The 25,126-nt window shown below is 63.2% G+C and carries 25 protein-coding genes and 3 pseudogenes; 5 read left to right on the forward strand and 23 right to left on the reverse strand.

The window, feature by feature from the left end; all coding sequences use genetic code 11:
- Positions 1–3: 3 nt before the first annotated feature.
- From EJ077_RS19635 to EJ077_RS19675, 9 genes and pseudogenes are all read right to left on the reverse strand, one after another.
- Positions 4–813, reverse strand: a complete 810-nt coding sequence (locus EJ077_RS19635; RefSeq protein ID WP_208695707.1) for an ABC transporter ATP-binding protein — start codon at positions 811–813, stop codon at positions 4–6.
- Positions 814–918: 105 nt separating this feature from the next.
- Positions 919–1,923, reverse strand: a complete 1,005-nt coding sequence (locus EJ077_RS19640; RefSeq protein WP_208703056.1) for an ABC transporter substrate-binding protein — start codon at positions 1,921–1,923, stop codon at positions 919–921.
- 171 nt (positions 1,924–2,094) lie between these two features.
- Entirely contained in the window at positions 2,095–2,877 is a 783-nt protein-coding gene (gene dapB, locus EJ077_RS19645; RefSeq protein WP_208695708.1) for a 4-hydroxy-tetrahydrodipicolinate reductase, read from the reverse strand.
- A 9-nt stretch (positions 2,878–2,886) separates the two neighbouring features.
- Positions 2,887–4,980, reverse strand: coding sequence for an ATP-dependent helicase (locus EJ077_RS19650; protein ID WP_208695709.1), 2,094 nt, complete (start codon positions 4,978–4,980; stop codon positions 2,887–2,889).
- A gap of 71 nt (positions 4,981–5,051) precedes the next feature.
- Positions 5,052–5,225, reverse strand: a complete 174-nt coding sequence (locus EJ077_RS19655) for a hypothetical protein (protein WP_208695710.1) — start codon at positions 5,223–5,225, stop codon at positions 5,052–5,054.
- Between the two features lie 285 nt (positions 5,226–5,510).
- Positions 5,511–5,681 carry a hypothetical protein gene (locus EJ077_RS19660; protein ID WP_245458461.1) on the reverse strand — a complete coding sequence of 57 codons (171 nt, stop codon included), beginning with the start codon at positions 5,679–5,681 and terminating at the stop codon, positions 5,511–5,513.
- Between the two features lie 314 nt (positions 5,682–5,995).
- Positions 5,996–7,155, reverse strand: a pseudogene (locus EJ077_RS19665) (M20 aminoacylase family protein).
- Positions 7,148–8,394, reverse strand: a pseudogene (locus EJ077_RS19670) (Zn-dependent hydrolase). The pseudogenes EJ077_RS19665 and EJ077_RS19670 overlap by 8 nt, the downstream one beginning before the upstream one ends.
- Positions 8,391–9,599: a diaminopropionate ammonia-lyase gene (locus EJ077_RS19675; RefSeq protein WP_208695711.1), complete on the reverse strand. Its 1,209-nt coding sequence runs from the start codon at positions 9,597–9,599 to the stop codon at positions 8,391–8,393. The pseudogene EJ077_RS19670 and the gene EJ077_RS19675 overlap by 4 nt, the downstream one beginning before the upstream one ends.
- A 107-nt stretch (positions 9,600–9,706) precedes the next feature.
- Between EJ077_RS19675 and EJ077_RS19680 the strand changes: the two genes are divergently transcribed.
- Both EJ077_RS19680 and EJ077_RS19685 read left to right on the forward strand, forming a co-directional pair.
- Complete coding sequence (locus EJ077_RS19680; RefSeq protein ID WP_208695712.1) at positions 9,707–10,186, forward strand: Lrp/AsnC family transcriptional regulator; 480 nt, start codon at positions 9,707–9,709, stop codon at positions 10,184–10,186.
- Positions 10,187–10,249: 63 nt separating this feature from the next.
- Positions 10,250–11,392, forward strand: coding sequence for a flavin-containing monooxygenase (locus EJ077_RS19685; protein ID WP_208695713.1), 1,143 nt, complete (start codon positions 10,250–10,252; stop codon positions 11,390–11,392).
- 15 nt (positions 11,393–11,407) lie between these two features.
- On the opposite strand, the gene speB is transcribed toward EJ077_RS19685, so the two are convergent.
- From speB to EJ077_RS19725, 8 genes and pseudogenes are all read right to left on the reverse strand, one after another.
- Positions 11,408–12,214, reverse strand: a complete 807-nt coding sequence (speB, locus tag EJ077_RS19690) for an agmatinase (protein ID WP_208695714.1) — start codon at positions 12,212–12,214, stop codon at positions 11,408–11,410.
- Positions 12,215–12,333: 119 nt separating this feature from the next.
- Positions 12,334–14,453: pseudogene (locus EJ077_RS19695) on the reverse strand (molybdopterin-dependent oxidoreductase).
- Between the two features lie 87 nt (positions 14,454–14,540).
- Positions 14,541–14,738 (reverse strand): hypothetical protein, encoded by a 198-nt coding sequence (locus EJ077_RS19700; protein ID WP_208695715.1) that lies wholly within the window; start codon positions 14,736–14,738, stop codon positions 14,541–14,543.
- Position 14,739: 1 nt separating this feature from the next.
- Entirely contained in the window at positions 14,740–16,617 is a 1,878-nt protein-coding gene (locus EJ077_RS19705) for an ABC-F family ATP-binding cassette domain-containing protein (protein ID WP_136090441.1), read from the reverse strand.
- A gap of 136 nt (positions 16,618–16,753) precedes the next feature.
- The gene (locus EJ077_RS19710; protein ID WP_127871458.1) at positions 16,754–17,206 is read right to left on the reverse strand and encodes a MucR family transcriptional regulator; all 453 of its coding nucleotides are present in this window, start codon (positions 17,204–17,206) and stop codon (positions 16,754–16,756) included.
- Positions 17,207–17,367: 161 nt separating this feature from the next.
- On the reverse strand, positions 17,368–17,571 hold the full coding sequence (locus EJ077_RS19715) for a hypothetical protein (RefSeq protein ID WP_208695716.1): 204 nt from the start codon (positions 17,569–17,571) through the stop codon (positions 17,368–17,370).
- Positions 17,564–18,490 carry a DMT family transporter gene (locus EJ077_RS19720; RefSeq protein WP_208695717.1) on the reverse strand — a complete coding sequence of 309 codons (927 nt, stop codon included), beginning with the start codon at positions 18,488–18,490 and terminating at the stop codon, positions 17,564–17,566. The genes EJ077_RS19715 and EJ077_RS19720 overlap by 8 nt, the downstream gene beginning before the upstream one ends.
- A 45-nt stretch (positions 18,491–18,535) precedes the next feature.
- Positions 18,536–19,369 (reverse strand): hypothetical protein, encoded by an 834-nt coding sequence (locus EJ077_RS19725; protein ID WP_208695718.1) that lies wholly within the window; start codon positions 19,367–19,369, stop codon positions 18,536–18,538.
- Between the two features lie 111 nt (positions 19,370–19,480).
- Here EJ077_RS19725 and EJ077_RS19730 point away from each other — a divergent pair, with 111 nt between their 5' ends.
- Positions 19,481–20,440, forward strand: a complete 960-nt coding sequence (locus tag EJ077_RS19730; RefSeq protein ID WP_135883298.1) for a LysR substrate-binding domain-containing protein — start codon at positions 19,481–19,483, stop codon at positions 20,438–20,440.
- An 84-nt stretch (positions 20,441–20,524) separates the two neighbouring features.
- Here EJ077_RS19730 and EJ077_RS19735 read toward each other — a convergent pair whose 3' ends face one another.
- The gene (locus tag EJ077_RS19735) at positions 20,525–21,037 is read right to left on the reverse strand and encodes a DinB family protein (protein WP_208695719.1); all 513 of its coding nucleotides are present in this window, start codon (positions 21,035–21,037) and stop codon (positions 20,525–20,527) included.
- Positions 21,038–21,105: 68 nt separating this feature from the next.
- On the opposite strand from EJ077_RS19735, the gene EJ077_RS19740 reads away from it, so the two are divergent.
- Positions 21,106–21,798: a glutathione S-transferase family protein gene (locus EJ077_RS19740; RefSeq protein ID WP_208695720.1), complete on the forward strand. Its 693-nt coding sequence runs from the start codon at positions 21,106–21,108 to the stop codon at positions 21,796–21,798.
- Positions 21,799–21,879: 81 nt separating this feature from the next.
- Here EJ077_RS19740 and EJ077_RS19745 read toward each other — a convergent pair whose 3' ends face one another.
- Positions 21,880–22,128, reverse strand: a complete 249-nt coding sequence (locus EJ077_RS19745; RefSeq protein WP_127871455.1) for a DUF2934 domain-containing protein — start codon at positions 22,126–22,128, stop codon at positions 21,880–21,882.
- Between the two features lie 280 nt (positions 22,129–22,408).
- Here EJ077_RS19745 and ndk point away from each other — a divergent pair, with 280 nt between their 5' ends.
- Positions 22,409–22,831, forward strand: coding sequence for a nucleoside-diphosphate kinase (ndk, locus tag EJ077_RS19750; RefSeq protein ID WP_127279526.1), 423 nt, complete (start codon positions 22,409–22,411; stop codon positions 22,829–22,831).
- Between the two features lie 63 nt (positions 22,832–22,894).
- On the opposite strand, the gene EJ077_RS19755 is transcribed toward ndk, so the two are convergent.
- From EJ077_RS19755 to pgsA, 4 genes are all read right to left on the reverse strand, one after another.
- Positions 22,895–23,659: a YbaY family lipoprotein gene (locus tag EJ077_RS19755; RefSeq protein ID WP_208695721.1), complete on the reverse strand. Its 765-nt coding sequence runs from the start codon at positions 23,657–23,659 to the stop codon at positions 22,895–22,897.
- Positions 23,660–23,736: 77 nt separating this feature from the next.
- The gene (locus tag EJ077_RS19760) at positions 23,737–24,219 is read right to left on the reverse strand and encodes a molybdenum cofactor biosynthesis protein MoaE (protein ID WP_208695722.1); all 483 of its coding nucleotides are present in this window, start codon (positions 24,217–24,219) and stop codon (positions 23,737–23,739) included.
- A gap of 4 nt (positions 24,220–24,223) precedes the next feature.
- Positions 24,224–24,481, reverse strand: coding sequence for a molybdopterin converting factor subunit 1 (moaD, locus tag EJ077_RS19765; protein ID WP_127281088.1), 258 nt, complete (start codon positions 24,479–24,481; stop codon positions 24,224–24,226).
- 1 nt (position 24,482) lies between these two features.
- Positions 24,483–25,079, reverse strand: coding sequence for a CDP-diacylglycerol--glycerol-3-phosphate 3-phosphatidyltransferase (gene pgsA, locus EJ077_RS19770; protein WP_010915213.1), 597 nt, complete (start codon positions 25,077–25,079; stop codon positions 24,483–24,485).
- Positions 25,080–25,126: the final 47 nt, after the last annotated feature.

Here is a 25,126-nt window from a genome sequence, read left to right on the forward strand (position 1 = left end):
CCCTCACGCGGCAGCGCGGGCATAGCTGGTCTCGACCTCTTCCTTGAGATCGGCCCAGATGGTGCGCGAATAGTCGATGAAGCTTTGCTCGTAACGGATGTCGGCGACGACGCGCGGGCGCGGCAGGTCGATGGTGTAGACCGACTTCACCGTCGCCGGCCCGGCGGTCAGCACATAGACTTTGTCGGCCAGCGCTATTGCTTCCTCCAGGTCATGGGTGACGAAAACTACCGAAGCCCTGGCTTCGGACCACAGACGCAGCAGTTCCTCGTGCATGAGAACACGCGTCTGCACGTCGAGCGCGGAGAACGGCTCGTCCATCAGCAGAATCTCGGGGCCATTGATGAAGGTCTGCGCCAACGCGACGCGCTTGCGCATGCCGCCGGAGAGCTGGTGCGGATAGTGATGCTCGAAGCGCGCCAAGCCGACGCGCGCCAGCCAGTCGCGCGCCGAGGCCGCCGCTTCTGCCTTGGCCCTGCCACGGAAGAGCGGCCCGGCCATGACGTTCTCGATCACCGTGCGCCATGGAAACAGCGCGTCACTTTGAAAGACGAAGCCGATGCGGGAATCGATGCCCTTGACGGGTGCACCCATGACCCGGACCTCGCCCGCGCTTGGGCTCGCCAATCCGGTGACGAGGTTGAGGGTGGTGGACTTCCCGCAGCCGGTCGGGCCGACGACGGCGACGAATTCACCCCGCTCGACGGTCATGGTGAAATCACGGATCGCCGTCAGCGACTTGCCGGTGGGTGACAGGAAGCGGCGGCTGACATTGATCAGCTCAATTGCCGGTGCGCTTTTTTCTTGTGCCATGCTGGGCTAACTCCTCGAACGAAGACCGCCGTCGGCCAGGGCCTCCGGACGTGAAAAACCAGACGATTGCCGGCACGAGGCGGTGCATCGCGCCGGCAGACGGGTTTACTTCGCGTTCTTGACGAATTCCGTCGTGTAGGTCTTCGACAGGTCGATCTGCTTGCCTTGCAGTTCCTTCTTGAAGGCCGACAGCACGGTCAGCACCGTCTGGGGGCCGCCCTCGGGCATTATGCCGTCGGCGGTGAACATCGCCTTGCCGGCATCGAGCGCCTTCACATAGCCCTCCTTGTCGCCGACATAGTAGTCCTTCGGCATCTTGTCGGCGATTTCGGCGCCGCTATGGGTATTGATGAATTTCTGCGTCTTGACGAAAGCATTGGCCAGCTTCTGCACTACATCCTTGTGGGCCTCGACCCAGTCTGTCTGCATGTAGAGTGACGCGGCCGGGTATGTGCCGCCGAGCGCGGCCTTGGTGCCTTCCATCGTACGCATGTCGATAAGGACTTTGGCTTCACCCGTCTTGAGTAGCCGGGTGATGGTCGGCTCGGTCGTCATACCCGCCTGGATCTTGTCCTGTTGCATGGCGGCGATGAACGTATCACCGGCGCCGACGGGGATTGAGGTGAATTCACCCAGCTTCAGGCCGTTCTTCACGGCAAGGTATTCCGTCAGGAAATTTGTCGAGGAGCCGAGGCCGGTGACACCAAGGTTCATGCCCTTGAAATCGGCCGGCGACTTGATTTCGGGATGCTTCGTCGAAACCAGTTCCACCTCGCCGGGCGCCTGGCTGAACTGGACAACGGACTCGACGAATTTACCTTTGGCCTGGAGGTCGATGCAATGGTCGTAGAAGCCGACAACGCCTTGCACGGCGCCGGCCAGCATCTCGTTTTCGGCATCGACGCCGGCCGGTTCGTTCAGCAACTCGACGTCGAGACCCTCGTCCTTGAAGTAGCCCAGGGCTTCGGTGAGCTTGGCGGGCAGATAGATCTGCTTTTCGTAGCCACCCACCATGATGGAAATCTTTTCGTCGGCCGCCGATGCCGCCGTGGCGCCCGAGGCGGTGATGGCAAGCGTCAGGGCAACGGTGCGCAAGGCACACTTCGAGATGAAACCGGTCACAAAACTTCCTCCATTTGGGCGACGCGCTGTGAAGCCGCGCCGCATTCCTCCCTCGCCGACCGTCGCAGGCCGGACATGCGGTGACACCGCAAAACCGTCATGACATGCCCAAGCTTTCAGCTGGCTTTCAGCCAAGAGGCAAAAAAATCGTTCGCGGCGTCACGCCCGAGCGCTCTGCCCCAGGACGTCGCGCATGCCGTATTCGCCGGGGGTGCGGCCCGCCACCCAGAGAGCGGCGGCGATAGCGCCACGCGCGAACATGACGCGGTCGCCGGCCGCATGCGACACGGTGACGGTCTCGCCCTCGGCGCAGAAGGAGACGCTGTGCTCACCGACGATGCTGCCGCCCCGCGCTACCGCGAAGCCGATCTCGCCCACCGGCCGCGCGCCGGTGACGCCGTCGCGCACGCGCCTTGCCACCATGTCCAGTTCGACGCCGCGCCCGCCGGCAACGGCTTGCCCCAGAATCAGCGCCGTGCCCGACGGCGCATCGATCTTGTGGCGATGATGCGCCTCGAAAATCTCGGCATCCCAGTCTTGCGGGGCGAGTGCCCTCGCCGCCTGCTCCACCAATCCGACCAGCATGTTTAGGCCGAGCGAAAAGCTGCCGGAGCGAACTATCGCGATGTTTTTGGCGGCATCGGCAATAATGGCCGCTTCCGCCACATCGAAACCGGTCGAGCCAATCACCAGGGCTGGCCCGCCCCGATCCGCACAGACACTCGCCAGGTCGGCAGAGGCTGCCGCAGTAGTGAAGTCGATGACCACATCGGCCGCGGCAAGCGCTTCCTCGCGGCTCACCAGCCCGTCACCGACACTGCCTGGGCGGTGAAAGCGGGCGGCAAGCGCCAGACGCGCATCGGCCCGCACCGCATCCGCCATCTGGCGTCCCATGCGGCCGAGAGCGCCCGATATGGCGATCCTGATCGGCGGCTGCGACATCGGCTCCTGCTATTTCCACATGCCCCGCATGCGCGCGCCGATGTCGACGCGCACCTCCGGCCGGGCTGCCCTGCCCTGCGCCGCTTGCGCGGCCGGCCACGAAAGCTGCTGAAACGCGGCAAGGATGGAGGATGGGATGAAACGGGTGCGCGAGGCATAGAGATGCCGGTCGCCCCGCGCCGCCTGGCCGTGGGGAAAGAAGCGCTGCGGCATGACCAGGTTGAGGCTGTCCTTGGCTCGTGTCATCGCCACGTAGAGCAGCCGGCGCTCTTCCTCGATGTCCTCCTTGGTACCGACGCCGAGATCGGCCGGAATGCAGCCATCGACCGTGTTCAGAACGAAGACGTTCTTCCACTCCTGGCCCTTGGCCGAGTGGATCGTGGACAGGATCAGATAGTCCTCGTCGCGATGCGGCGGCCCGGCCTGGTCGCTGGTCGCGTCCGGCGGATCGAGGGTCAGCTCCGTCAGGAAGCGTTCGCGCGAAGCATAGCCCGACCCGATTTGCTCCAGTTGCAGCAGATCTGCCCGGCGCGTTGTCGCATCCTCGTGGATGCGCTCCAGATGCGGTTCGTACCACAGTCTGATCTGTTCGAGATCGGCTGGCCATTTGGCGCCGGCACGCAAGCCGGAATAGAGCGATACAAAAGACGGCCAGTCGTCGGCGGCGCGCTGTGGTGGACGCCAGCCGGCCAGGCCCATCGCCTCGTCCAGCGCCGACGTCATGGCCTCGACGATCTGCGCGGCGGCGGAAGGGCCGATGCCTGGCAAGAGCTGCAGCACGCGAAAGCCGGCAACACGGTCGCGTGGGTTTTCGGCAAAGCGTAGCACCGCCAGCACGTCCTTGACGTGGGCGGCATCGAGGAATTTCAGGCCACCGAACTTGACGAAAGGAATGTTGCGCCGCGTCAGTTCGATCTCCAGCGGTCCGCTGTGGTGCGAAGCGCGAAACAGCACCGCCTGTGACTTCAGCGCGGTGCCGGCCTCGCGCTCCGCCAGGATGGTGTCGCAGACGAAGTTCGCCTGCTCGACCTCGTCGCGCACGGTCACAAGTCTTGGCTTGTCGGCGGATTTACGTTCCGACCACAGGTTCTTGGTGAAGCGCTCCGAAGCTTCGCCGATGACCGCATTGGCGGCGGCCAGAATGGTCTCGGTCGAGCGGTAATTGCGCTCCAGCATCACCACGTCGGCGGTCTGGGCGAACTGCCGGGGAAAGTCGAGGATGTTGCGCACCTCGGCGGCGCGGAACGAATAGATCGACTGCGCATCGTCACCGACCACCGTCAGCCCGGCGCCGTCGGGTTTCAGCGCAAGCAGGATCGACGCCTGCAGCCGATTGGTGTCCTGGTATTCGTCGACCAGCACATGATCGAAACGCCCGCCCAGATGCGTGGCGATCTCAGGCTCGGCCGTCATCTGCGCCCAATAGAGCAGCAGATCATCGTAATCGAGCACGTTCTGCGCCTGCTTGGCCTCGACGTAACCGGCAAACAGTTGTTTGAGCTGCTCTGCCCAGCCCGCGCACCAGGGGAAGGCAGACCCCAGCACCTCACCGAGCGGGGCCTGCGCGTTGACGGCGCGCGAATAGATGGCAAGGCAAGTGCCTTTGGTCGGAAAGCGCGCTTCCGTCCTGGAGAAACCGAGTTCGTGGCGCACGAGATTCATCAGATCGGCGGAATCCTCGCGATCATGGATGGTGAAGGCCGGATCGAGGCCGATCTCCAATGCATAATCGCGCAACAGCCGCGCACCGATGCCATGAAAAGTGCCGGCCCAGGTGAGCGCATCCGTGATCACCGCGGCGTCGCGACCGAGCACTTCGCCGGCGATGCGCTCGACGCGCCTGGCCATTTCGGACGCGGCACGCCGCGAAAACGTCATCAGCAGGATGCGGCGCGGGTCGGCCCCCTTGACGATCAGATGGGCGACGCGGTGCGCCAGCGTGTTGGTCTTGCCGGAGCCGGCCCCGGCAATGACCAGCAGCGGGCCGGCAATCTTGCCGTCGCCATGTTCGACGGCCTGACGCTGGGCGTCATTCAGCTGGGCTAGATAGGCCGGCTGGACGGTCGAGTCCAAAAAGGTCGAATCATGGGCGGCGAGGTTCATCGCCCATCAAGCATCGTTTCCGCTTTGTTCGCAACAGAGAAGCAGCTCCGCCTATTCGGCGAGCAATACGATCAGCGTTTTGGGTCAACGCCCATCGCCGCTGACTGCCGGCGCAGCGCTTCGCGGTCGTTTGCAGGCGCCGGCAGCAAGAGCGGATCGACAGTGTCGGGGACCTCGTCGATCATCTTGCGGGCGAAACGGTAAGTGACAAAGGCCAGCGTGCCGACCAGAAGCAAACGGATCATGTGGGCGGTCCTCCTTCGCTGGATCAACCGGAGGCGACGCATTTTGTTCCCTCGGCGCAATCGCCGCAACCAAACCGGCACCCGCCTCGTTCTGACTTGGAGGAGGTCGCGATGAAAAATCTAGGACTGATCCTCGCGCTCGTCGCTTTGGCGCTCACGGCCTGCGACAACAAACTGCCGCCGACAAAGGCTATTGGAGCGGACCAAGGCCTCGCAGCTCCTGTCGCGAACAATGGCATTGCCAGGCAGTGATGGTGCCCTGAACCCGACGATTGCGGGGCGTGTTCAACGCATTGCCGCGATGCATTCCTCTAGGCGGTCGAGGCGGAACTTGGCATTGCGCAGCTCGTGGCCTGCGTCCTGGCGCAATTGTCGTGTCTGGGCCGAGGCGGCGGTCAAGTTTTGTTCGAGTTCAGCGATGCGCGCGCGCACTCGCCGCGCTTCGTCCTGACGCAACGCCTTTATCCAGCTCCGCCCCCGCATCCATGGCTCCCGCCGCACCCAAAAGCCTGCCTGCCACAGTCATGGCAGCAAAACCCTAACTTCCGCCAAGCGCGGGCATTCTAAATTTAATGAAAGCTAATTTAGCGGGCAGGGAGAAGGCCGGCGCCGCTTGGGAGGTAATCTGATAGCGCCGGCCAGGCGGATATCAGGTCCGCCGCGTAAAGGAGGCTAGCTGAGTCTTGCCGCAGCGTCATGCGAGATCAAGGACTTCGGCCTTTTCCGGGCGTTTTCCCCCGGTAAAATACGGCGAAAAGCCCCTCGTGGGTTCAAGTCCCAAGCCGCTGCCTGGCGATGGCGACATGGAAATCGACGCCGAACAACAGCCCGTCATCGTTGAAGTCGTAGCTGGAATTGTGAAGCGGCGCCGAGACCTCGCCGTTGCCGAGGAAGACGAAGCAGCCCGGCACGTGGTCGAGGAAGCGGGCGAAATCCTCCGACGCCGTCATCGGTTCGCGGGCGACCGCGATATTGCCAGGCTCGAAAACCGTCATGGCGGCGGCGAAGGCCGCGTCGACCAGTTCGGCATCGTTGCGCAAGGGCACGAATTCTCTGGTGTAGTTGACCTCGGCGGCAACATTGTAGGCGGCAGCGATGCCTTCGGCGATGATGCGCATCTGGCGCTCGATCTCGGCGCTGACCTCGGGACGGAAGCTGCGCGCGTCGCCAAGGATACGAGCAAGGCCCGGCAGTGCGTTGCGGGTGCCGTCGGTGATCAGTTCGGTCACCGAAACCACGGCGATGTCGGCGGGGCTCAGCCGGCGCGAAACGATGGTCTGCAGGTTGGTGACCAGCGCACAGGCGGCGACCAGCGTTTCCTGACCCGAATGCGGCCGGGCCGCGTGGCCGCCCAACCCCCTGAGCACGATCTCGAAGATATCCTCGGCCGACATGACCGGACCGGCGCGGGTTTCGAAATGTCCGACGGAAGGCCAGGCATGTTGTGCAGGCCAAAGACCTCGTCGAAGGGAAAGCGCTGCATCAGGCCATCGTCGAGCATCGCCAACGCGCCCTTTCCCCATTCCTCCGCCGGCTGGAAGATGAAGCGCACGGTGCCGTCGAAACCGCCCTCCCCGGCCAGAAGCTTGGCCGCACCAAGCAGCATCGCCGTGTGGCCGTCATGGCCGCAGGCATGCATGAGACCGGGATTGCCGGAGCGGTATGGCGCGGTCGATTGCTCTGATATGCGCAGCGCATCCATATCGGCCCTGAGCGCGATGGCACGGTTGCCGCTGCCGCGCTTCAACGTGCCGACGACGCCTGTGCCGCCGACACCCTCGGCGACATCGTCCAGTCCGAATTCGCGCAGCTTGGCCGCGACGAAGGCCGAGGTCCGCTTCTCCTCGAAGCCGAATTCGGGGTGCGCGTGCAGATCGCGCCGCCACCCTGTCATCTCCAGCTTCAGCGCGTCACGGTCGATTTCAGCCATTGCCTGATATCTCCTGATCCGCAAGGCGGGCGACGACATCAAGCAGGATGTTGGCGCCGGCAACAAGCTCGCTATCTTCGGTACGTTCGCGGGGATTGTGGCTGATGCCGCCGGCGCTCGGCACGAAAATCATCGCCGCGGGCGCAAGGCGCGCCATCATTTGCGCGTCATGGCCGGCGCCTGACGTCATGCGCTTCGACACCATTCCGCGGTTCCTGGCGGCAGCCTCGATCAGTTCGACGATGCGGCTGTCGAAAATCACCGGCTCGAAGCGGGCCAGCCGCTCGACCGAGACCGTGACGCCATCGGCGGCCGCGAGGTCCTCGAGAAATGCGGCAAGTGCCGCCTCCTCCGCCTGCAGGCGATGCTCGAAAGGGTCGCGCAGGTCGACGGTGAAGACGGCGCGCGAGGGAATGACATTGATGGCGTTTGGCTCGAAGCGCATCGTGCCGACGGTTGCAACGGTCGGCGTGTTCGAAGCTTTGGCGCGATCGTGCAGGAACGCGACGACACGCGCAGCCGCATGGCCGGCATCATTGCGCATCGACATCGGCGTGGTGCCGGCATGGTTGGCGATGCCATCTATGGTGATGCGCTGCCAGGAGATGCCTTGCAGGTTTTCCACGGCGCCGATCGGCACGCCTTCGCGTTCCAGCACCGGGCCCTGCTCTATATGCAGTTCGAGATAGACATGCGGTTTGAGGAAGCCGGGCTCCTCGTCGCCGGCATAGCCGATGCGGGCCAGCTCCTCCCCCAGCACGCTGCCGTCGGTGCCGAGGGCGGCCAGCGCCTCTTCGATACCGACGCCGCCGGCATGGACCAGTGAACCCATCATGTCAGGGAATAGCGAACCCCTTCCTCGTTGGTGAAGGCGGCGACCGCGAGCGGACGCGACGGGACATAGCCTGATCCCTTCAGCGTCTCCATGACCTCCAGCCCGGCCAGCACGCCGTAGCAGCCGTCATAAATGCCGGCGTCGATGACGGTGTCGATATGCGAGCCGATGAGGATCGGTGCATTCCCGGCATTCTCAGGCACCTGCCAGATGCCGAAGATGTTGCCCATGCGATCGATGGCGATTTCGAGACCGGTCTCGCGCAGCCAGCCGACCAAGCGGTCGCGACCCAGCTTGTCGGCCTCGGAGGCGGCCAGCCGCACCAGCCTGCCCTCGCCATCACGACCGATGCCGCCGAGTTCACGGATGCGGCCAACTAGTCTTTGTCCGTCGATCGAGATCATGGCGTTGCTCCTGAAAGCACCTTGCCGGCAAGCACATCCGCCGGGTCCAACCCGACGAGTTCGGCATAGCGGCGGGGGTCGGTCGCGCCTTCGGTGTTGATGACCAGCACGCGCGAATTGGCGTCGAGGCCAAGCTCGGCCCCGTCATCGGCCATCGCCCGGATCAGTCCGGCAAGACCGACCCCGCCGCTTTCACCGGCGACGATAGCCGGATCGTTGCCTGCCGGGCGTGCCAGCCGCCGCATCACGGCGACGGCGTCGTCCTCGTCGACTGTCATGAAGGCATCGGCGACGCGTGCCAGAACGCGCCAGGCGACAGGCGAGGCCTCGTAGCATTCGAGCATCGCCATGACCGTCGCCTCGCCATGCGCGATCTTGACCGGGTGCCCGGCTTTGGCGGCACCGAAAACGCAGGCGGCGCGCGCAGGTTCCACCACCGTGAAAACAGGCCTGGCTTCACCGAGCACGATGGCGAGATGGCCGGCGATCGCCGCCGCGATACCGCCGACGCCAGCCTGCACGAAGACATGCGTCGGCGGTTCGGAGAGCTGGCGCAGCGCCTCGCGCACGATCGCCGTGTAGCCCTGCATGACAAGGCCCGGAATGCGTTCGTAGCCCGGCCATGAGGTATCGGAAACCACCGTCCAGCCTTTCTCGGCGGCGATACGCGCCGCCTGCCTGACCGAATCGTCGTAATTGCCGTCGACACGGATCATCTCGGCCCCATAGCGTGCGATGGCGGCGACACGTTCGTCGCTGACGCCGGCGTGGACGAAGATCGCCGCTTTGGCACCGACGAGCTCGGCGCCTTGCGCGACGGAGCGGCCGTGATTGCCGTCGGTGGCGCAAGCAACCGTCATGGTCGCCGCGACCGACCGGACTTCGGGCCGATCGAGATCGCCGACATCGACGGAGCGGCCGAGACGCTTGCTGGCTTCCTCCAGGACCAGGCGGAAGACGGCATAGGCGCCGCCCAGCGCCTTGAAGCTGCCGAGGCCGAGCCGAAAGCCCTCATCCTTGACGTGCAAGGCCGCGAGACCGAGCTCGCCCGCCAGCGCCGGCAACGCGTGCAGCGGCGTTGCCAGATGATTGTCACGGCGGGCAAGGAAACGCTCGACCGTGTCCGCTCCGGCGATGCCGAGGGTTTCGGCATCAGCCGCGCCCAGTGGCTGGCGATGCAGGGCATTGCGATTGGGCAGGAACATCGAGGGTCTCTCCTTGGCGTCGTCCGAGAGAAGATATTGCAGGACATGCGCAAAAGGCGCTGTAATTCGGCTCTCAAAATGCAAGTTTGTTTCGTCAGGATACGCCAATGCCTCAGGCACCAACCGCCCTCGACAGCTTCGATCTCGCCATCCTGGCCGTCCTGCAGCGGGATAACACGACGCCGCAACGGCTGATCGGCGAGGCGGTGAACCTGTCGGCGCCGGCCGTGCAGCGCCGCATCAAGCGCATGGAACAGACAGGCGTCATTGCCGGCAACGTTGCCGTGGTGGAGCCGGCGGCCGTCGGCCAGCCCATCACCATCTTCGTCGAGGTCGAGCTGGAAAGCGAGCGCACCGAGCTGATCGATGCGGCCAAGCGGCAATTCTCGGCGGAGCCGCAAGTGCAGCAATGCTATTATGTCACCGGCGAAGCCGACTTCATCCTCGTCATCACCGTAGCCGACATGGGCGCTTATGAGGCGCTGACGCGAAAACTGTTCTTCGGCAGCAACAATGTGCGGAAGTTCCGTACCTTCGTCGCCATGGACCGCGTCAAGGTCGGGTTGATGGTGCCCTTGCCTGGATGAGCCCGTGGCACCCTTGCCACGTTTCTGACATTCTCAGGATCGCGAATGGCGGTGGAGGCGCGCATGGACGAAACCACGAAAGTCGCCATCATCGGTGCCGGGCCAGCGGGCCTGGCGGTTGCCGCGTGCCTGCGGCAAGCCGGGGTGGATTTTGTCATGCTCGAAAAGGAGCAGCAGGCCGCGCCGGCTTGGCGGCGCCACTATGATCGCGTGCATCTGCATACGACCAAACGCTACTCGTCGCTGCCCTTCGTCCCCTTCCCCAGGGATTATCCGCGCTATGTGCCGCGCCATCTCGTGGTCGAGTATCTCGACGCCTATGCGGAGCGTTTCGACCTGGAGCCCCGCTTCGGCGAAACCGTGCGGGCGATCACCCGGGAGGGCCACGGCTGGCGGGTGGAATCGACGTCCGGCGCCTTACGCGCCTGGCATGTGGTGATCGCGTCCGGCTACAATGCCGAGCCCTTACTGCCCAAATTCGCCGGCATCGACGCCTTCAAGGGCAAGACGCTGCACAGCGCCGACTACCGCAACTCTACGCCTTTTGCCGGCCAGTCGGTGCTGGTCGTCGGCATGGGCAACACCGGTGCGGAAATTGCGCTCGATCTGGCCGAAGGCGGTGCCCGACCGACGATCTCGGTGCGCGGCGGCGTTCACATCGTGCCGCGCGAACTGTTCGGCGTGCCGATCCAGATGGTCGGCATGGCGACGCGGCTCGGGCCGCGGCGCGTCAATGACGCGCTGTTTCCCTTCATCCTCGACCTGGTGCTGGGCAGGCTGGAGAAGTTTGGGCTCAGACGGCCGAAGCAGGGATTGCTGCAACAGATCGCCCTTGCATCGCGCATTCCGGTGATCGATGTCGGTACCATCGGCAAGATCCGCGAAGGCGCGATCAAAGTAGCGCCCGACATCGCAGAAATCTCGGAACGCGGTGCCCGTTTTGTGGATGGCGGGCACAGCGAATTCGACGCCATCCTCTTCGCCACCGGCTACCGGCCGGGCTATGCCAGGTTGCTCGAACCCGGCATCGAGCCAGGTGCCAGCGGCGTCAATTCTCGCGCTTCGGATCTCGGCCTCTATCTGGTCGGCTTCCACAACGCAGTCACCGGGCTGCTGCGCGAGATCGGCATCGAAGCCCAGGCGGTCGCCGACGACATCCGCCAGCTGCAAAACAGGAGAGAGGCGACCGAGACCCTGCCGGTATGAAACCGCGCCGCGTTCTCAGTCCGCAGGCGATGTCCTGAGCATCATGCCGGCGATCTCCTTCGTCAGTTTGGCGGCGACAAGCGCCGTCATGTTGGAGAGGTCCTGGCTTGGATTGTATTCAACGATATCAGCGGCAACGATCGGCTGATTGATGCCTTGAATCAGGTTGATGACCTGTCGTGTCGACAGGCCGCCCGGCTCGCGGTGCGAGACGCCGGGCGCAAAGGCCGGATCGAGCCCGTCGAGATCCATGGAGATATAGACCGGCGTATCGAGATCGAGCGACAGGCTTTCGCTGAAATGCGCGGCCTCCACCACCTCGACGCCAAAGCGCTTGAACTGATCGCGGTGATGGCCGTTCACGGTGCGCAGGCCGATCTGGATCAGCCGGTCGGCAAGCCGTTCCTCCATGATGCGTGCGAAGGGCGACGTGTGCGAACGCGGATTGTCATCGTAGGCATGATAGATGTCGGGGTGGGCATCGATATGCACGATCGTCAGGCTTGGATGGCGACGGCGCACAGCGCGCAGCACCGGCCAGGAGATCGCGTGATCGCCGCCCAGGATGATCAGCGGATGGCCCGCGTCCAGTGCGCGGTCGACTTCGCTTTCGATCCGCTGCCAGGGATCGCCCGGTTGGGTGAAGTCGATGTCGCCATGATCGACGAAGCGGTCGGTCAGGTCGAAGCCGGTCTCGCTCCATGAGGAGTAAGCATCGCTGGTAAGTTCGCGCCTGATCAGAGGTGGCGCCTTGGCCGCACCCTGGAGGTAGGACGAATTCCCGTCATGCGGTATTCCCAGAAGCGAAATCGCGCCTGCCATCGACACTCTCCCATTGCGACGGACGAATGCCTCTATAGAGACGGAAGCTGGCATTCGCGACCGCTGGTGCTTGGGCCAGAGGTGGAATCGGGATCAGGCGGAACCTAAAATCGCGGGCGCTACGCACTCAACTGTTCAGCCTTGCGCAGCCACACCTTGTTGTCGTGAAAGGCCGCGCCGCCATAGGGCGCGGGGGCATCGGCGCCGGTCAGCACGTTGATGCCCTCGCCGCGCTCATGCGCGCTGTTCGGCCAGATGCCTTCGGCGATCACGACGCCACGCTTGATGCCGCCGAACAATCTGGCGTGCAGCACCACCTCGCCGCGCATGTTGCCGATCTCGACCCGGTCGCCGTCGGCAAGTTCGAGAGCAGCCGCATCGTCGGGATGCAGCAGGAGTTCCGGGCGACCCTCCTTGGCTTTCGACACTGGTGTCTCGGAAAAGGTCGAGTTGAGGAAGTTGCGCGCCGGCGAGGTCGTCAGGCGGAACGGATGCGCTTCGTCGGCCACCTCGATCAGGTCGACATGATCGGGAAATTCCGGCAACCGCGCCACCGGGCCGAACAGGCCCATGCTCTTCGGCGGCCGGTTGGGCGCGGCCTGGCCGGTCCAGTCGGCGCGGAAGCGGAATTTCTTGTCGGCATGGCCGAAGCCTTCGATGAAATGCGCGGCCGCGAAATCCGGCTGCATGTCGACCCACTTCTGTTCCTTCAAGCTGTCGAAGCTGCCAAGCCCGCGCTTGCCCAGGATGATGTCGATATGCTGCTGTTCGGTGAGGCCGAAACCTGGCCGGTCGGATACGCCCAGGCGTTTGCCGAGCTCTTCGATGACAAAATGGTTGGTGCGCGGCCCTTCCGGCGGATCGATCAGCTTGGGGCCGAGCGTGATGTGCTGGTTGCCGCCGCCCTTGTAGATGTCGTCATGCTCGACGAACATCGTCGCCGGCAGCACGACATCGCCCAGCTTGGCCGTGTCGGTCATGAACTGCTCGTGCACGCAGGTGAACAAATCGTCGCGCAAGAAACCCTGCTTCACCAGCCGCTGCTCGGGCGCGACATTCACCGGATTGGTGTTCTGGATCAGCATGGCCGTCACCGGCGGTCCGCCGTAAAGCGCGTCGCTGGCGCCGGTCAGCACCGGGCCGATGCGCGAATGGTCGAGATAGCGGATCGAGGGATCGCGCATCCTCGAACCTTCCAGCACATCCTGATTGAGCTTGAAGATGCCGGAATTGGAATGGAAGGCGCCGCCGCCCTCATACTGCCAGGCGCCGGTAACCGCCGCGATGCATGACGCCGCATGCATGTTGACGGCGCCGTTGCGCTGGCGCGCAAAGCCGTAGCCAAGCCGAAAATAGGTCTTTTTCGTCGTGCCGACGAGCCGGGCGAAGGCCTCGATCTCGGCGACCGTCAAAGCAGTGATATCAGCCGCCCACTCCGGCGTGCGGGTGTGCAGATGCGCTTCAAGGCCCAGAGGGTCGTCGGTGTATTTTTCGAGATAGGCGCGGTCGGCCAGGCCTTCTCTGAACAGGACATGCATGACAGCACAAGCCAGCGCACCGTCGGTGCCGGGCTTCAGCACCAGGCCCATATCGGCCTGTTTCATGGTGGCGTTTTCATAGACGTCGATGACGACGATCTTCGCGCCGCGTTCCTTGCGCGCCTTGATGGCGTGGGTCATGACATTGACTTGCGTGACCACCGCATTGGTGCCCCAGATCACGACGCAATCGGATTTGGCCATTTCACGCGGATCGGGACCGCGCAAGGCGCCCGCCCCATCATCCAGCCGGTCCAGGCGAGATTGGTGCAGATCGAGCCGAAGAAGCCCGAGTACTTCTTCGCATGCCGCAGCCGGTCGATGCCGTCGCGCTGCACCAGCCCCATCGTGCCGGCGTAATAGTAAGGCCAGACCGTCTCCGATCCGTACTTCTCCTCGGCCGCGATGAAATTCTCGGCAACGAGGTCGAGTGCGGCTTCCCAGCTTGCTTCCTGCCAGACGCCCTCGCCCTTGGCGCCCTTGCGCACCAGCGGCTTCAGCAAACGGTCGGGATGATGGACGCGGTCGGCATAGCGCGCGACCTTGGCGCAGACGACCCCGGCCGTATAGGTATTGGCCTTGGCGCCATGGACGCGGCCGATGCGGTTGCCGTCGAGCAATTCGACCTCGAGCGGGCAGGTTGACGGGCAATCATGCGGACAGGCCGAATGGCCGATGCGAAGCTTGGCGTGCTGGTTCATGGTATTTGTCTAGCGGGTTTTGAGGGTGGCGTGTAGGGCCAGATAAGCGGCTCGCCCTCTGGCAATGTGCATTCCGCCAGCCGCCGATTACGGGTCACGTTTCTTGAGAAGCGCATTGTAAGCACCGCATTTCGAGCAGCGCATGTGTCGTTCGATATGCTCTTCGTCCGCCTCGGTCTCGACCACGCTCAGGTCGGCCTCGCCACAATCAGGACATTCGACATTTGCCTTCGGATCGAGCGCCAAAACCTTTCCAGCTTCGATCCAGGCGTCTGTCGACGTCATGCTACTCCGCCGTCCCTTCCTCATATTCGGCCGACATGGTCAGCCATTTTTCCTCATGGCCGGCCAGCGTCTGGGCAAGCTGCGAGCGTTCCTTGGCCAGCCTGGTCGCCGTCGACGGATCCTTCTCATAGACCGCCGGGTTGGACAGTTCGTCCTCGATGCCGTCGATGCGCTTGCGGATACGGTCCATCAGCGCCTCGGTGGCCCGGATTTCCTTGGCCAACGGCTCGAAGGCGGCGCGGCGCGCTGCGGCGTCGCGGCGGCGGTCGGCTTTTGACGCCTTGTCTGCCTCGCGCTTGCCGCGGCGGTCGCCGGAGACGCCGGTCACCAGCGTCTTGTAGTCCTCGAGGTCGCCGTCATAGGGATTGACCGCACCGTCCTTGACCAGCCACAGCCGGTCGGCCGTCGCCTCGAGCAGATGGCGGTCGTGCGATATCAAAATGACGGCGCCGGGAAATTCGTTCAGCGCATGGATCAGCGATTCGCGGCTGTCGATGTCGAGATGGTTGGTCGGCTCGTCGAGGATGAACAGGTTCGGACCCTCGAAGGCCGACAGGCCCATCAGAAGGCGCGCCTTCTCGCCACCGGACAGATCCTTGGCGGGCGTGTTCATCTTCTCGGTCGTGAGACCGAACTGGGCGACGCGGCCGCGCACCTTGGATTCCGGCGCCTCCGGCATCAGCCGGCGGACATGCTCATAGGCATTCTCCTCGGGGCGCAGATCGTCGAGCTGGTGCTGGGCGAAGATCGCCACCTTCAGCCCGGGCGCCACCGTCATGGTGCCGGTTTCCTGCTTCAGGCGACCCGACAGCAATTTGGCGAAGGTCGACTTGCCGTTGCCATTGGCGCCGAGCAGCGCGATGCGGTCGTCGGCGTCGATGCGCAGCGTCATCTTCTTCAGGATCGGCTGGCCCTCGGTATAGCCGACATTGACGTTGTTTAGCGCAACGATCGGCGAGGCCACCGTCTTCACAGGTTCGGGGAAAGAGAACGGCCGTACCGTGTCGTTGACGATGGCCGAGATCGGCTTCATCTTTTCCAACGCCTTGATGCGCGATTGTGCCTGTCTTGCCTTTGAGGCCTTTGCGCGAAACCGCTCGACGAAGGATTCCATATGCTTGCGGGCGGCTTCCTGCTTGACCCGGCCCTTTTCCTGCAACTCCTTCTGCTCGGTGTACTGGCGCTCGAACTGGTCGTAACCGCCGCGCCAGAAGGTCAGCTTCTTCTGGTCGAGATGAACGATCGAGTTGACGGCGCGGTTGAGCAGATCGCGATCGTGCGAGATCAGGAGCACGGTGTGCGGATACTTTGAGACGTAGTTTTCCAGCCAAAGCGTGCCTTCGAGGTCGAGATAATTGGTCGGCTCGTCGAGCAGCAGGAGATCCGGCTCGGAAAACAGCACGGCGGCCAACGCCACGCGCATCCGCCAGCCGCCGGAGAAGGACGAGGCGGGACGCCGCTGCGCGGCGTCGTCAAAGCCGAGGCCGGCCAGGATGGTGGCCGCGCGCGACTCGGCCGAATGAGCGTCGATGTCGGCCAGCCGCATGTGGATGTCGGCGATGCGGTGCGGATCGGTCGCCGTCTTCTCCTCTTCGAGCAGCGCCGTGCGCTCGAGATCGGCCTTGAGCACGATCTCGATCAGCGGGTCCTCGGTTCCAGGCGCTTCCTGGGCCACCTGGCCGATGCGCGTATTCTTCGGCAGGCTGATCGAGCCTGTCTCGGAGGGAAAATCGCCTGTTATGGCCTTGAACAGCGTCGTCTTGCCGGTGCCGTTGCGGCCGACGAGACCGGCCTTGGTGCCGGCCGGCAAGGTGAGCGAGGCGTGGTCGAGGAGCAAGCGCCCCGCCATGCGGAGTGAAAGGTCATTGATGATAAGCATGGCCGCGCTTTTGCACTGGACATCAACGCTTCGCAAGACCTTGCGGGCCAGTTGGCCGCACAAGGCCTGGGAACGGCGCGCACAATGCGCCGCCAGAGCAGCCGATCAGTGGCCTGCCATACCGGCCAGCAAGGCCTCAGGCAGTGGCCTTGCCACGCTTTGTCGCCTTGGCCACGACTGCCGGCGCAGCGACCGGCTTGCGGCCAAGTCCCGTCGATTTCGCCAGCGCCGACCGGGTCGCCGAGTAATTCGGCGCGACCATCGGATAGTCCGGCGGCAAGCCCCATTTAGCCCGATAGTCATCCGGGCTCAAACCGTAGTCCGTCCTGAGGTGTCGTTTGAGCGACTTGAACTTCTTTCCGTCCTCCAGGCAGATGATGTAGTCGGGAAACACCGACTTTTTCGGATTTACGGCCGGAACCAGGCTCGGGCTTTCCACGACGGCCGCACCAGCCAGCTTTCGGACCGAGGCGCTGACGCTGGCAATCAGGTCAGGCAGGCCGGAAGCCGGAAGCGGATTGTTGCCTACATAGGCCGAGACAATATCGGCGGTCAGCTCGATAACGGTCTTATCCTCGATATTTGACAATTCTTTCACCCTATTTGCGACAAAGTCATCTACCCCAGTGAAGACTTTTGTCGATGTATCTCTTTAACCGCGTCCCCCAACGGGCCGCCAAGTCACAAAGCGAATCAAGACTTGGTATCAACTACTTTTATGGGAAATCGACGTCGTGCAAATTAGAAAATCTAATACTTGGAGGTGGCAGACTTGGTTGGGCGGCTGTCAGCCAATATCTCAAGAATACGCTTCCAGCGGGCACAACGCCCGAAATCCTTCTGTTCAATCGCCTTTTCGGCCTTCATCGCGGCGTAAAGTGCTGCCTCGGCGCCAAATTCCTTGATGAGCCAATGCGCTTCCTGCCTGGCGAGCCGTTCATTGTCATCAAACATAGTCTTGCGCCTCCGAATGCTCCAGACCGACCGCGACACAACTGCCGATCACGAGAATGGCTCCGGCAATGGCGGTGGTCGTCAGCCGTTCGCCGGACAACGTCAGCAGCAGCGTCGAAGCAATCGGCGTGAGATAGGCGACGACGGCCACCTTGCCACTGCCTCCGAGTTTCAAGGCGCGTGACCAGAGGTAATAACCCAGCCCCATCGGGCCAGCGCCGAGATAAAGCCCGAGGGCCAGATCCACCCCGGTCGGCCAGGCGACGGCTTCGCGAGCGGACCATATGAGCGTCAAGGCGACGCCAACCAGCGACGAGGGCAGCAACAGGCGGTCCGGCGACGTGGCGAGCCGCCCCACCATCACCGAATAGAAAGCCATGCACAGCGCGGATCCGAATGCGGCCAAATAGCCGGCGAGATCACCCTGGAACCAGGTGCGGTCACGCCCTCCCGAAATCACCAGCGCGACGCCGACGAACCCAAGGGCTGCGGCAATGCCCAGCAAGGCCGGGCGCCGGGGATTATCGAAAGCGATCACTGCCGCGGCAACCATCAAGGGCCAGGTGTAGGCCACGAGATTGGCTTCGATCACGGGCATCGAGGCAAAGGCGATATATTGCAGCACCATGGTGCCGACCAGACCGATAAAGCCGACCGCGAGCGGCATCAGCGCGGTGCTTGCCGTGGCCGTCGCGGCTTTCTCGCTGCTTATCAAACGGATGACCGCGAAGACCAGGGCGGCCCCTACAAATTGCAGGAACTGCACCTGCGACACCGGATGACTGGCCAGCAGGGACTTGCCGACCAGCGCATTTGTCGACCACAACGCCACCGCGCCGGTAGCGAAGACCAGCGCGGATATCGAGCCCGATCCGTGCAGAAGGAATCGGCATAGGCCCCTATCTCTGCGTTCGACCATGATCCCGTCCGAAAACCGGTCTCCACTTTTCGGGATCATGGGCCGCTACCATGATTCCCTGGCTCCGCCCGGAACCGGCGCTTCGGCGGGGGCCGGCGTCGGATGTTCGGCCTCGAACCGGCGATAGGCCGGCAGCTGGTTGGTCCAGACATCTTCGGCCAGCTCGTTGACCCACTCGCGGTCGTGATCGTTGTCGGCGGCAAGATAGAACATCCTGTTGTCGTCGACATAGGGCTTGGCCACGGAGCGCTGGTTGAGCACCAGCGTGACGCGCTCGCCGAACTGGATCGGCGCCGTGCGATGCAGGACGCCGAGGAACTGCCCGAGCGTCGCATAGTTCATCTTGTGATCGATGCGCATGATGCGGTTGCGCGGAATCTCGCGGCCGGATTCGAGGATGGCGCGGCCGGTCTCGGAATCGTCGCAATAGATTTCGAGATGGCCGCCGACCAGCGGATCGCTGATCGACAGCGGAATGAGCTCAGTGACCGGAACGCCATCGCAATGCCATTCGACGGCGCCATCCCTGGGATTCATGAAGGTAACGGTCGAACCGACGATCGACAGCGGATAGGGCTCCAGCTTCGTGCCCATCATGTCGGACAGCCGCTCCAGACGCAACTTGTCGTGCAGCAACTCCTTGATTTCGGGAATGAAACGGTCGGCGCCGGTGATGAAGGTCAGATCGAGGTGCTTGTGCACGGCATGGCTGGCCTTGAGCTTCAGGGCGGCCTCCTCGATCGCGGCAAGCAGTGCTGGATCATAGCCATGCCGATACTGCGCAACGCCGAAGCTCGAGACTTTCCAGGCGGTTTCGTGGCCGATAATGGCCTCGCGGCTCATCGCGTAGCGCAGTTCGGGTATGGTATGTGCGTTCATTGTACTTCTCCAAGTGGCGGGCAAACACTTGGTTAACAGTCAATTAAATTAGCCCCCCTGTAAAATTAGGAATGCTAGTGCTACCGTAAGCCCAGCTTAAGGTCGAAGCCCGTGCGTCTGCTCAGTCAGGTCAACCTCAATTCGCTGAAAATCGTGGAGAGTGCTGCGAGGCACGGGAATTTCACGCGTGCCGGCGAAGAGCAGTTCATCACCGCTTCGGCGGTCAGCCAGCGCGTCAAGAGCCTGGAGGACCAGCTACGCTTCAAGATTTTCCAGCGCGGCGGCAATGCGGTGTCGCTGACACCGGAGGGCGAGACCTATGTCTCGCGCGTTCGTGAGGCGCTGGAGCGGATTGTCGCCGCCAGCATGGAAGCGACCGGGCAATCACAGGAACATGTGCTGAAGATTTCCGTGCTGCCGACATTTGCCGCGCGCTGGCTGTTTCCGCGCCTGCCGCTGTTCCAGCAGCAACATCCCGATATCGTGATGCGGGTTTCGACCTCATACGCGACGCATGAGTTCACGACTTCCGAATTCGATCTCGAAATCCGCTATGGCGACGGCCACTTCAACGGGCTGCCATCCGACCTGCTGTTTCAGGAAGACCTGACACCGGTGTGCAGCCGCAAATTGTTCCACGAGGTTCTCGGCGACAAGCCGGTGTCAAAGGTGACACCGGACGACCTCAAGCACTTCACGCTGCTGCATTCCGACACCTGCACGCAGAACTGGCAATCCTGGCTTGGTTTCGCCGGTGCCAGTTTTGTGCTCAGCGAGACCAAGAGCATCTATTTCGACTCGTGCATGATGTCCTACGAGGCGGCCAACGCCGGAATGGGTTTTGCCGTTGCCAACCGCGCCTATATGGCCAGCGATATCCGCGCCGAGAGGCTGGTCGCTCCCTTTGCCGTACATCATCCGAACACGGCCGGTTGGTACTTTGTCTCGCCGCACAAGGGCCTTGCCGCACGCAAGATGCTGCTGTTCAAGCAATGGGTGATGGCGGAAGCGGCCATGACGCAACGCCAGTTGGACAACGAAATTGCGGACTTGGCTTCAGAGGCTGTCTGAAATTCGCATTGGTCCTCATTTGTCGCGCCCAGGGCAAAAAATGCGCGATCATCCGTCGTCCAATTCGAATTGAAGCCCCGTGGATTAAGCGAAAGCCCTTCCCTCCTCGGTGCGCTGGAAATGCGCCAGATCGAGCGGCACGGAGGGGCGGCCCAGAACCGTCAGGATCATATGCGCCTGGCCGCGGTGATGGGTCTGGTGGTTGAAGACATGAGCCAGCGCGGGCGCCAGGCGCTGCGAGACGGTGCGCATATCCGAAACGGTCATATAGGTGAAGCGACCCGACAGCGCCTTGTCGCCCAGGCCGCCGAGCCAGTCGATGATCCGCCGGTCCTCAGCCTCGCGCGCGGTCCTCAAGACGGGCAAGGCCCGGTACAATATGGCGTCCAATGTCGTCGGCGCGACGCCTTCGCCGGTGAAGCGTTTCATCCAGATGCGATCGGCAGCGAGCAGGTGGTTGAGCGTGCCCATCAGTGAACCGAAGAACGCGCCGACGTCGCGATTGAATTCCTCATCGTTAAGATCGTCGGCGGCATCATAGATGCGGCTATTGGCCCATTGATTGTAGGCCGCAAACATCATGAAGTGCTGTTTCATCTTTTCTCCCGCCCGCGCCCGTTTCGGGTATCGGGAGCGATACCTAGACCGCGAAGGGCCCGACGCCAATGACCATTCTGCTTTACGATCTGGTCGGACATGACGAGAGCCGCCCGTTCAGTCCGCATTGCTGGAAAGCAACGATGGCGCTGGCCCACAAGCGACTCGATATCTCGACCGCGCCGACGCGTTTTCTCGAAGTGCCGGCCATTGAAGGCGGTGTCTCAAAAACCGTTCCGGTCATCCGCGATGGCGACAAGGTCATCATCGATTCCTTCGCCATCGCGCTCTATCTCGATGAGGCCTATCCGGACCGCCCGACGCTGTTTGGCGGCGAAGGCGGCAAGGCGATGGCGCGCTTCATCGAGCGCTGGTCGCAATTGACCATCCATCCCTATGTCACCACCGCGGCGCTCGTTGACCTTCATGCCATGCAAGACGAAGAGAACGCCTCGTATTTCCGCCTGAGCCGGGAGCAGCGCTTCGGCAAGCGGCTGGAGGACGTCGCCGCCGCACGCGACGCCGGCCTGGCAACCTTCCGGGCAGCGCTGGAGCCGCTGCGCTCCATGTTGAGCTACCAGCCTTTCATAGGCGGCGCCTCGCCGCTGTTTGCCGACTATATCGTTTTCGGCGCGCTGCAATGGGCACGCATCGCCACGCCGTACAAATTGCTCGACGACAGCGACGTGGTGGCGCAATGGTTCACCCGCTGCCTCGATCTGCATGGCGGGCTGGGACGAAAGGTTGCGGCGGCGGCGTGACGGCGACAAGCACCCGCCCTGCCAGCAAGGCAGTTTGAGCGCCGTCAACTGTCGCGAAGATCAGCGGCGGAACAGCTGGCCTTACTTGGCCGCCTTCTTTGGCTTGCTGGCTTTCGCGGCGGCCTTTTCCTTTGGAGCGGCTTTCGCCTTGCCGGCGCCAGATGCCTTCCTGGCTGGCTTCTTGTCCGCCGACCCCGCGTCCTCCCGATCGATGTCGGCGGCCGCCTGTTGCCAATGGCGTTCGTGGTGACCGGCCGGTTGCCCTTCTTCCTGCCAGATCTGATGGGCGCGGTTGCGAATGCGCTCCTGACGATCGTCTGTCATGGTCATATTGTCTCCATTCGGGCCGACTTCAGCGCGGCGCCGACCGGGCGACTATAGCAAGCAAACCGTTGCTTTACAGCCGTCTGATCCCGCCTGCCCGCAGCGACCAGCCGCGGAAGCGCTGGCCGTTCGACGCCTGCTGTCGCTCCGGGCGTTCGTCGCTCGGAAAGCCAGGCAATTGGCTTTCCGCTCGCTGCGCGGACCCGCTCCTCACCCTCTTGGCAATAAGCCGGGCGGCTTGTATAGAGCCCGCCACTCTCAATTCAAATTCAGACAAGGACGACCCATGGCGCTCGAACGCACCTTCTCCATGATCAAGCCCGACGCAACGCGGCGCAACCTCACCGGCGCCATCACCAAGATGCTCGAAGACGCCGGTCTGCGCGTCATCGCCTCGCGCCGTGTTTGGATGAGCCGCCGCGAGGCGGAAGGTTTCTACGCCGTCCACAAGGAGCGGCCGTTCTTCGGCGAACTGGTGGAATCCATGTCCTCGGGTCCGACCATCGTGCAGGTCCTTGAAGGCGAGAGCGCCATTACCAAGAACCGCGACGTGATGGGCGCCACCAACCCGGCCAACGCCGCCGAAGGTACCATCCGCAAGGTGCATGCGCTGTCGATCGGCGAGAACTCGGTGCACGGCTCCGACGCGCCGGAAACCGCTGCGCAGGAAATCAAATACTGGTTCTCGGACACCGAAATCGTCGGCTGAGCCGACGGCATCAAATCCGATCTGGAAGGCCGGCGTTCAGCCGGCCTTTTTTCTGGAGTGCAATCAGCTCGCGGCGCTGAAGCGCAGGATTTCGCGGCCGTCCTTGTCTGAGATGGTGAGCTTGCCGGCATCGACCTTGTATGATGCCGCCTTGGCCAACGCATCGAACAGGGCTTTTTCCTCGGCCATCACATCGGGCGCGCAAGCTTTGTAAGTCGAACCGATATCGCCGATCGCGATCGCCTGGCCCTCGACCTTCGCCGTGGCAAAATAGGCGTTGCAGGGCCCGCTGCCACCGGCCTTGCCGGCCTCGCTGACCCTGAAGGTCGCCTGCGGCGCGGTGATGGCGCCAATGCTATCGACATAATCGACCACCCAGAGCTGATCAAAGACGGAAGCCGCTGGTTCCTTGCTGGGCGTAACCATCTTCAGCATGATGGTCTGCGGCACGTCGGTCAGCGGATTGACCTGATGGCGCACATCGGAGATGAACATCAGCCTTCCGTCCACAGTGATCCGGGCCTGTAGCGCGTAGGTCATTTGCGGCCGGATGACGGAGGGGTCGAATTTTATCTCGAAGCTGATCGGCACCTGGCCGGCGGGCTTGAACTGCTGTTGCCCGATGATCTTGGCCGGCGCGTCGGCCAACGAGACGTCGGCGAGCTCGACCGAAAGCACGGCGCTGGGCGACAACGCGATGCGCTCGCGATAGATCACCTCGCCCCTCACCGCCTTTTCCGCGGCAACGGACAGCTCCGGCACCGCCAGGATACCGACGACCAGCGGCACCAAGCCGAAGACGAAGAATTCGGCGATCCTGTCCAGCATGACCGTCTCCCTTGCCCAATCAGTCACGTGACCAGTTGGCAGAAGGATTGCGGTCGTTCCGTGACGCCTGCACGGTATTATTCGGACGGCGGTCGCTTCCAGCGCCGGGCCGCCTGGGCGTCGGTTTCCTTGGCCTCGACCCAGCCACCCTCGGAGCCTTCGGTGCGATGTTCCTTCTTCCAGAAGGGGGCACGCGACTTGAGGTAGTCCATGAGGAAGTCCGCCGCCTCGAATGCCGCCTGGCGGTGCGCCGAAGCGGCCACCACCAGCACGATGTTGTCGCCCGGCGCGATCTTGCCATGGCGATGTATGACGGTGAGGCCTTGCAGCGGCCAGCGCTCGGTGGCTTCGGCAGCGATACGCCCGATCTCGGCTTCAGCCATGCCGGGATAGTGCTCGAGTTCGAGTGCCGAGAGCGCGCCCTGCTCGTCGCGGCACAGGCCGGAGAAGGTGACCACCGCGCCAATATCGGCGCGGCCTTGCGTCAGCCCGGCTATCTCGGCGGCAACGTCGAAATCCTGGCGCTGGATGCGCACGGTCGGCACCAGGACGGCCGACATGATGTCAGCCCCCGGTCATCGGTGGGAACAGCGCGATCTCGCGTGCGCCTGATATCTTCTCGCGGTGATCGACATGTTCCTGGTTGATGGCGACGCGGATCACGTCGGGATATTGCAGCGCGTGTTGGTAACCTTCGCCGCGCGATTGCAGCCAGCGCAAGAGGTCGGCGACCGTCTCTATGCCGGCGGGCAATTCGACATCTTCTTCCGATGTGCCGATGCGTTCGCGAACCCAGGCGAAATAGATGAGACGGGTCGTCATCTCACTCGTCCATGATGTGCTTGAGGCCGGCGCGGAAATAGTCGTAGCCGGTGTAGAGCGTCACGAGGGCCGCGATCCACAGCAGCACGAGGCCGGTCTGCGTGGTCAGCGGAAAGATCTTGTCACCGGCCGGTCCTGCCAGCAGGAAGGCGATGGCGACCATCTGGATGGTGGTCTTCCACTTGGCAAGCTGCGTCACCGGAACCGAGACCTTGAGTGCCGCCAGATATTCGCGCAGGCCCGAAACCAGGATTTCGCGACACAGGATGATGATCGCCGCCCACAGCGACCAGCCGGCGATCCCGGCATGGCGGTCGGTGTCGGCCGCAAGCAGCAAGAGGCACGTGGCGACCAGCAGCTTGTCGGCGATCGGATCGAGCATCTTGCCGATGTTGGAGGTCTGCTGCCAGGCACGCGCAAAATAGCCGTCGAAATAATCGGTGACGGACGCCAGCAGGAAAATGACAAGCGCCGACCAGCGAGCGAAGTCGCTCGATTTCAGATGGCCCTCCAGAAAAAAGCACAGCACGACCAGCGGCACCGCGATGATGCGGGCATAGGTCAGCATGTTAGGCAGGTTAAACGCGCGCTGGGCCATGTCTGGTGGACTCTTTCTGCCTGCGTACTCAAATCAGAAGCGGATGT

The organism is Mesorhizobium sp. M8A.F.Ca.ET.057.01.1.1 (genome assembly GCF_003952565.1).
GTDB lineage: Bacteria > Pseudomonadota > Alphaproteobacteria > Rhizobiales > Rhizobiaceae > Mesorhizobium.